The organism is Chitinophaga sp., from assembly GCF_036566945.1.
Lineage (GTDB): Bacteria > Bacteroidota > Bacteroidia > Chitinophagales > Chitinophagaceae > Chitinophaga.
Genome location: NZ_DATCVJ010000204.1, coordinates 1 through 7,298, shown reverse-complemented (window position 1 = coordinate 7,298; position 7,298 = coordinate 1). Strand labels below are relative to the sequence as shown.

Below are 7,298 nucleotides of genomic sequence, written 5' to 3'. Positions count from 1 at the left end.
AAACGGACAGCTTTTTGTGTTATGCGGATATTGTCTTACTCAGGATTATACTGATTATACTGATTTTCTTTAGTGATTTTACGGGATTAAAAAGATTAGAGAAGATATTAGCGAAATTTATCCGCTAATATCTTCTCTAATCTTTTAAAATAAATCAGTATAATCAGTATAATCCTGAGTAAGACAATATCCGCACAAAAGGCGTATTTTAGCAACTTGTTGTAAATGATGCTGTGATTAAGCAGCCGGATAACTCAAATAAACCGGGATGCCCCGGACCCAATTAAACTAAACTATGAGCTTTTTAAATAAACTATTTTCCAGGGAGAAGAAGGAAAATCTGGATCAGGGTTTACAAAAAACCAAAGAGAGCTTCCTTAGTAAAATAGGACGCGCCATTGCAGGGAAGTCAACCGTAGACACCGAAGTATTGGATAACCTGGAAGATGCCCTTATTTCTGCCGATGTAGGTGTGGATACTACCGTAAAGATCATAGATAGGATCGAACAACGTGTGGCTAAAGATAAGTATCTGGGAACCAGTGAATTGAACAGGATGCTGCAGGAAGAAATTGCAGCGATACTGGTGGATGCACCGGATAGCGGTTTCCGTGATTTTGATGTGCCGGCAGGTAAAAAGCCTTATGTAATTATGGTGGTAGGCGTAAATGGTGTGGGTAAAACAACCACCATTGGTAAACTGGCCTATAACTTCAAGAAAGCTGGTAAATCAGTGATGCTGGGCGCTGCGGACACTTTCCGTGCTGCCGCAGTAGATCAGCTGACTATCTGGAGCGAAAGAGCAGGAGTACCTATTGTAAAACAGCAAATGGGTTCTGACCCGGGCGCAGTTGCCTTTGATACCGTACAAAGTGGTGCCGCTAAAGATGTAGATGTTATTATTATAGATACTGCAGGCCGCTTGCATAACAAACTCCATTTGATGGATGAATTAGGCAAAATCAAGCGCGTCATGAAAAAGGTCATTCCGGATGCCCCGCATGAAGTATTGCTGGTATTGGATGGTTCTACCGGGCAAAATGCGCTGGAACAGGCCAAGCAATTTACAGCTACCACCGAAGTAACCGCGCTGGCGATCACCAAACTGGATGGGACTGCTAAAGGTGGGGTCGTGCTGGCAATAGCCAACCAGTTTAAAATACCAGTAAAATACATTGGTATTGGCGAAAAAATGGAAGATTTACAGGTGTTTAATAAAGAAACTTTCGTAGATTCACTGTTTAGTGTAAATGCTTGATTATCTGATTGATATAACTGTTATTTGGTAATTAGCATAAATCTTGTTTAACATTTTACTTCAAATAAATTCATTGATCGGGCTCCTTGTACGGAGCCCGGCCGTTTTCATCAACATTCAACCTGTTTCTTTGTTTTGATAAAATAAAACTGCATTTATTACATTTGAATAATTGTTCCCTTTTTGTACCCTTTTTAACAATTCGTAAGTATGATAGTACAGCACATAGATCGAGTTGAAGATATTACACCAGCGGAATTCAAGAAGAACTACTACCAACCACGTAAACCTGTCGTCATCTCGGCAGGGGGCCTTAGCAAAAACTGGCCGGCTTATACAAAGTGGACATGGGATTATTTCAAATCAATAGTGGGAGACAAGACAGTGGGGGTGTACAACAATGAGCGCGCCGGCGTTAATACCCTTGTTAATGGCGCCGATGATTACATTTCTTTTGGTGAATACCTTAATATGGTGGAGCAGGGGCCAGTAGCCCTCCGCATTTTCCTCTTTAATATTTTTCAGCACGCACCTCAGCTGGTAGGAGATTTTACCTGGCCGGACCAGTTATCTACCGGTTTTCTGAAGAAATACCCCATGTTATTTGTGGGAGGCGCCGGTTCGGTAGCGCATATGCATTATGACATTGACCTGTCGCACATCTTCCATACCCAGTTCCTGGGCAGGAAGCGGGTATTGTTATTGGAAAATAATCAGGCGCCCTTTATTTACCGTATGCCTTTTACGGTAGAGAGCGCAGCAAACTTCGTTAACTGGCATGAAAACCTGGATTTTGAACAGTTTCCGGCTTTGAAGCATGCCAGGGGGTATACCACCATTCTCAATCATGGTGATACCATGTTTATGCCGGCTGGATACTGGCATCATATGGAATACCTGGATGGTGGGTTTGCTATGAGTTTACGGGCAATGGACCCGACCTTGCTGGGTAAATTAAATGGATTATACCATTTGGTGGGTCTTAGAGGTATGAACAACCTGATGATTAAGATGGCCCCTAAATGGTGGTACTATTATAAAAGAAGGCTCGCCAGAGCGCGTGCCGACAAGGCCCTGCAGGAGCTGAGCTGATATAAAGTAAATTTATGCTAAGTAGTTAGGCAACAGTTACTTAGCATAAATTTCCAATTGTCAAATCTTTTTGCTACCTTTGCACCTTCCTTATTTCAACCCCCACTAAGACTCAAGTCACATACAGTAAGTCTGCTGTTAAATTCAATCAGTGTCTGTGTGTCTTCGTGGCGGTAGCGGTTCAAAAAATGCTTGACCGCTTGTTTAAAACAATTCGCGCTTGAAGACAAAAACTTTAAAGAAAGACAAGGTTAATATTATTACGCTTGGTTGTTCCAAGAATATGGTGGATTCAGAGGTGCTGAGCGGACAGCTCGTGGCCAATGATATCGATGTAGTGCATGAAAGTGCGAAACGCGACCACAATATTGTAGTGGTAAACACGTGTGGTTTTATTGACAAGGCCAAAGAAGAATCGATTAATACCATCCTGGAGCAGGTAGAACTGAAACAGCGCGGTAAACTGGATAAAGTATATGTTACCGGATGTTTGAGCGAACGTTATCGCGGCGATCTGGAAGCAGAAATAGAAGGAGTAGATGCCTGGTTTGGAACCATGGAACTGCCCCTGATACTCAAGAAATTTGATGCAGATTATAAAGCAGAACTGGTTGGCGAAAGATTACTGAGTACGCCATCTCACTATGCTTACCTGAAAATTGCAGAAGGCTGCAACCGTACCTGTTCTTTTTGTGCCATTCCTCTAATGCGTGGTACGCACGTTTCCAAACCCATTGAAGAACTGGTGCTGGAAGCGGAGAAACTGGTAAAATCAGGTGTAAAGGAAATCATGCTGATTGCACAGGAGCTGACCTATTATGGACTGGACCTGTACAAACAACGTCGCCTGGGTGACCTGATGCGTGCGCTGGCCGGTGTGAAAGGGCTGGAGTGGATTCGTCTGCACTATGCTTATCCCACGAAGTTCCCTATGGAAATTCTGGATGTAATGAATGAGTTCCCCAATATCTGCAACTATATTGATATGCCATTGCAACATGCTTCCAATGCCATGTTAAAAGCAATGAAACGTCAGATTACCCGTGAAGAAATAGAAACGTTGGTACATGATATCCGGGCTAAAGTACCTGGTATCTGTTTACGTACCACCCTCATTGCAGGTTTCCCCGGCGAAACAGAAGATGATGTGGAAGAGCTGAAAGGCTTCCTGGAAAGAATGCGCTTTGATCGTGTAGGCGTGTTTACCTATAGCCATGAAGAAGGAACCAGTGCTTATGCGCTGGAGGATAATATTCCGGCGGAAGAAAAGGAGAGAAGAGCGCAGGAAATAATGGAAGTTCAACAGGAAATCTCCCTCGAAAAAAATCAGGAGAAAGTAGGAAAGATCTTCAAAGTAATAATAGACAAGAAAGAAGCGGGCAGATATTTAGCCCGTACCGAGTTTGATTCGGTGGAAGTAGATAACGAAGTGATCATTGATACTACCAAACGCCTGAAACCAGGAGATTTTGTAGAAGTCCGTATCACCAAAGCATTTGACTACGACCTCGAAGGCGAGCTGGTGTAAATAATATTTCTAACAGCTGATAGCTAATCGCTAGAGGCTATATCCACAGCTCCCGACGGAGCTTGATTAATGCAAATCAATGACTACATTTGAATCACTGGGCTTACAAGAGCCTATCTTAAAGGGAATTACGGACCTGGGCTTCGTTTCCCCAACTCCCATCCAGGAACAGGCAATACCAGTATTGTTAGGAGGTGACCGCGATTTCGTAGGTCTTGCCCAGACGGGCACCGGTAAGACTGCTGCATTTGGCCTGCCTTTGCTGCAGCAACTGGATCTTAAAGTTAATAAACCACAGGGGCTGATCTTATGTCCTACCCGTGAACTGTGTCTTCAGATCACCAGTGATCTGAAAAATTTTAGTAAATATCTCGGCGATGTTAGCATCGTAGCGGTATATGGCGGTTCCAGCATTGTACAACAATTGCGTGAACTGAAAAGAGGTGTTCACATCGTAGTGGCTACTCCAGGTCGTTTACTGGATATTATAGAACGTGGTGCCGTTAATTTTGATAACGTGCGTTATGCTATTCTGGATGAAGCAGATGAAATGCTGAACATGGGATTCCAGGAAGATATCAACAGTATCCTGTCCAACACACCAGATGGTAAAACTACCTGGTTGTTTTCTGCAACTATGCCACAGGAAGTTCGTCGTATCGCCAAGAAATACATGGAAGATCCGTTTGAACTGACCGTTGGTAGCAAAAACAGCGGTAACGTTAATATAGAACACGAATACTACATCGTGCGTCCGCGTGAAAAATATGCGGCCCTGAAACGTATCGTGGATTTCAACCCTGAAATTTTTGGTATCATCTTTACCCGTACCAAAATTGAATCTCAGGAAATTGCTGAATCACTGATTAAGGATGGCTACAATGCAGATGCATTGCACGGTGACCTTACGCAGCAGCAGCGTGATAAAGTAATGAAGCGTTTCCGCGAAAGAGCACTGCAGGTGCTGGTAGCTACAGATGTGGCAGCCCGTGGTATTGACGTGGATAACGTTACACACGTAATTAACTACGATTTACCGGATGACGTAGAAAACTACACCCACAGAAGTGGTCGTACCGGTAGAGCAGGTAAATCAGGTATCTCTATTGCTATTATCAGCGCACGTGATACCGGTAAAATCCGCCAGATCGAAAGAGTACTGGGTAAGAAATTTGTAAAAGCAGAAGTACCGGATGGTTTCGCAGTTTGTGAAAAACAACTGTTTGGCCTGGTACACAAAGTACATAACGTAGTAGTAAACGAAGAACAGATTGAACCTTACATGGAGCGCATCAACGAAGAGTTTGCGTCTATGAGCAAGGAAGACCTGATCAAACGTTTTGCTTCTCTCGAATTCAACCAGTTCCTGGAATACTACCAGGATGCACCTGATCTGAATGCAAAAGACGACAGACGTGCAGGTACGCTTGGAGATGACAGAGGTCCACGCAGAAGCGATGGCAAATTCACCCGTTTATTCATCAACCTGGGTTCAGTAGATGATTTCAACCGCGGCGATATGCTCCGTTACCTGTGCGATAACACTGGCTTACGTGGTAACAAAATCGGTCGTATTGATCTGAAGGGTGTTTATTCTTTCTTTGAAGTAGAGAACGAAGAACTGCCTAAAGTAACGGAAGCGTTCAAGAAAGTGGAATACAACGGCCGCAGCGTAAGGATAGAAATGTCTCAGGATGGCGACAGACGCCCACGCACTGGTGGCGGTGGCGGAGATCGTGGTCCACGCAGAGAAGATGGTCCGCGTAAAAGAAGCTGGAGCTCCGAAGGTGGTAGCAGCCGTCCAGGCGGTAGCCGTCCCGGTGGCGACAGACGCGAGTCTTTCGGCAGCGGTGGTAAACCTCCGTACAAAAAGAAATACTAATCCGGATCGTAGATAGCGGAAAGCAAAAGGCATAAAGCAAAAGGCTATTGCAGCGAATAAACAAAGCGAATATTATTTTTCGCTCAGTTCATTTGCTGCAATAGCCTTTTGCTTTATGCCTTTTGCTTTCCGCTATCAAAGCAAGCAGTAGCCCCCCTTTCTTTTTTAAATAACTGTTTCCCACTATCTGCCATTTTCCCAAAATTTAACTACCTTGTTTATCAAGACACCCAATTCACACGTTACTATGATCGGAGATACTAATCGCGCTTTACAGTATGTTGAACCGTTTTCCCTATTCTCTTCCAGTGATATTACCCTGTTTCAGGCCGGATCACACTACCGGCTATACGAAAAGTTTGGTGCACACCCTATGGAATTGGAAGGCGCCAATGGTACTTATTTTGCCGTATGGGCACCGGATGCTGCATTTGTAGCAGTGATGGGTGATTTTAACGGGTGGGATCACTACAGCCATACCTTGCTGCCCCGTTGGGATAGTTCCGGTATCTGGGAGGGTTTTGTACCAGGCGTAAAAGCAGGTTCCCTTTATAAATATTTTATCCGGTCTCACAGTGGAGAAGAATTGATCAAAGGGGATCCTTATGCCAATTACTGGGAAGTGCGTCCTAAAACGGCTTCCATAGTATATCCGCTGGATTATGAGTGGGATGATAAGAAGTGGATGACTCAGCGGGCAAAACGTAATTCGCTCAACAGCCCTTTTGCTGTTTATGAAGTACACCTGGGTTCCTGGCGTCGCCCGGACCCTTTGGATCCGGAACGTGTTTATTCTTACCAGGAGATCGCAGATATGTTGGTGCCTTACGTAAAGGAAATGGGCTTTACCCATGTGGAGCTGATGCCGGTGATGGAACATCCTTTTGATGGTTCCTGGGGGTATCAGCTGACCGGATATTTTGCCCCTACTTCAAGATATGGTACCCCGCAGGATTTCATGGAAATGATCGAAGCCTTTCACCTGGCAGATATAGGCGTGATACTGGATTGGGTTCCCTCTCATTTTCCATACGATGCACATGGATTATACCGTTTTGACGGATCTCATGTGTATGAATATGCGGATATGCGTAAGGGTTATCATCCGGATTGGAACAGTTATATTTTTAATTACGCACGTAACGAGGTCCGGTCGTTTTTGCTGAGTAATGCGGTGTTTTGGTTTGATCGTTTCCATGCCGATGGTTTGCGGGTAGATGCGATTGCTTCCATGATACACCTGGATTACTCCCGTGACAAAGGCGCCTGGGTGCCGAATGAACTGGGTGGAAATGAAAACCTGGAAGCAATCAGCTTCCTGAAAAAAATGAACGAAACGATCTACGCTTTGTTTCCGGATGTTCAAACCATTGCAGAAGATTCCACTTCACATTATGGGGTGTCCAGACCTACATTTATGGGCGGACTGGGCTTTGGTATGAAATGGATGATGGGCTGGATGAATGATACCCTGGACTATTTTAAGAAAGATCCGATACATCGTAAATGGTATCAGAATGATTTGACTTTTAGCCTGG

5 protein-coding genes are annotated in these 7,298 nt (G+C 44.3%); all 5 read left to right on the top strand.

Annotated features, from left to right (window positions below; genetic code table 11):
* Positions 1-295 precede the first annotated feature (295 nt).
* Positions 296-1,258, top strand: coding sequence for a signal recognition particle-docking protein FtsY (gene ftsY, locus VIP81_RS05840; protein ID WP_331957535.1), 963 nt, complete (start codon positions 296-298; stop codon positions 1,256-1,258).
* 210 nt (positions 1,259-1,468) lie between these two features.
* A complete protein-coding gene (locus VIP81_RS05835) occupies positions 1,469-2,350 on the top strand; it encodes a cupin-like domain-containing protein (protein ID WP_331957534.1) in 882 nt (293 codons plus the stop codon).
* A 220-nt stretch (positions 2,351-2,570) separates the two neighbouring features.
* Positions 2,571-3,878 carry a 30S ribosomal protein S12 methylthiotransferase RimO gene (rimO, locus tag VIP81_RS05830; RefSeq protein WP_331957533.1) on the top strand — a complete coding sequence of 436 codons (1,308 nt, stop codon included), beginning with the start codon at positions 2,571-2,573 and terminating at the stop codon, positions 3,876-3,878.
* A 79-nt stretch (positions 3,879-3,957) separates the two neighbouring features.
* On the top strand, positions 3,958-5,760 hold the full coding sequence (locus tag VIP81_RS05825) for a DEAD/DEAH box helicase (RefSeq protein ID WP_331957532.1): 1,803 nt from the start codon (positions 3,958-3,960) through the stop codon (positions 5,758-5,760).
* Between the two features lie 247 nt (positions 5,761-6,007).
* Positions 6,008-7,298, top strand: a 1,291-nt coding sequence (gene glgB, locus VIP81_RS05820) for a 1,4-alpha-glucan branching protein GlgB (protein ID WP_331957531.1), incomplete at its 3' end; no start/stop codon positions are given.

What these genes read in the sequence shown, in the direction of transcription:
- VIP81_RS05825 (WP_331957532.1), top strand. Translation starts at nt 3,958, where the DNA reads ATGACTACATTTGAATCACTGGGCTTACAAGAGCCTATCTTAAAGGGA.
- VIP81_RS05835 (WP_331957534.1), top strand. Translation starts at nt 1,469, where the DNA reads ATGATAGTACAGCACATAGATCGAGTTGAAGATATTACACCAGCGGAA.
- ftsY (WP_331957535.1), top strand. Translation starts at nt 296, where the DNA reads ATGAGCTTTTTAAATAAACTATTTTCCAGGGAGAAGAAGGAAAATCTG.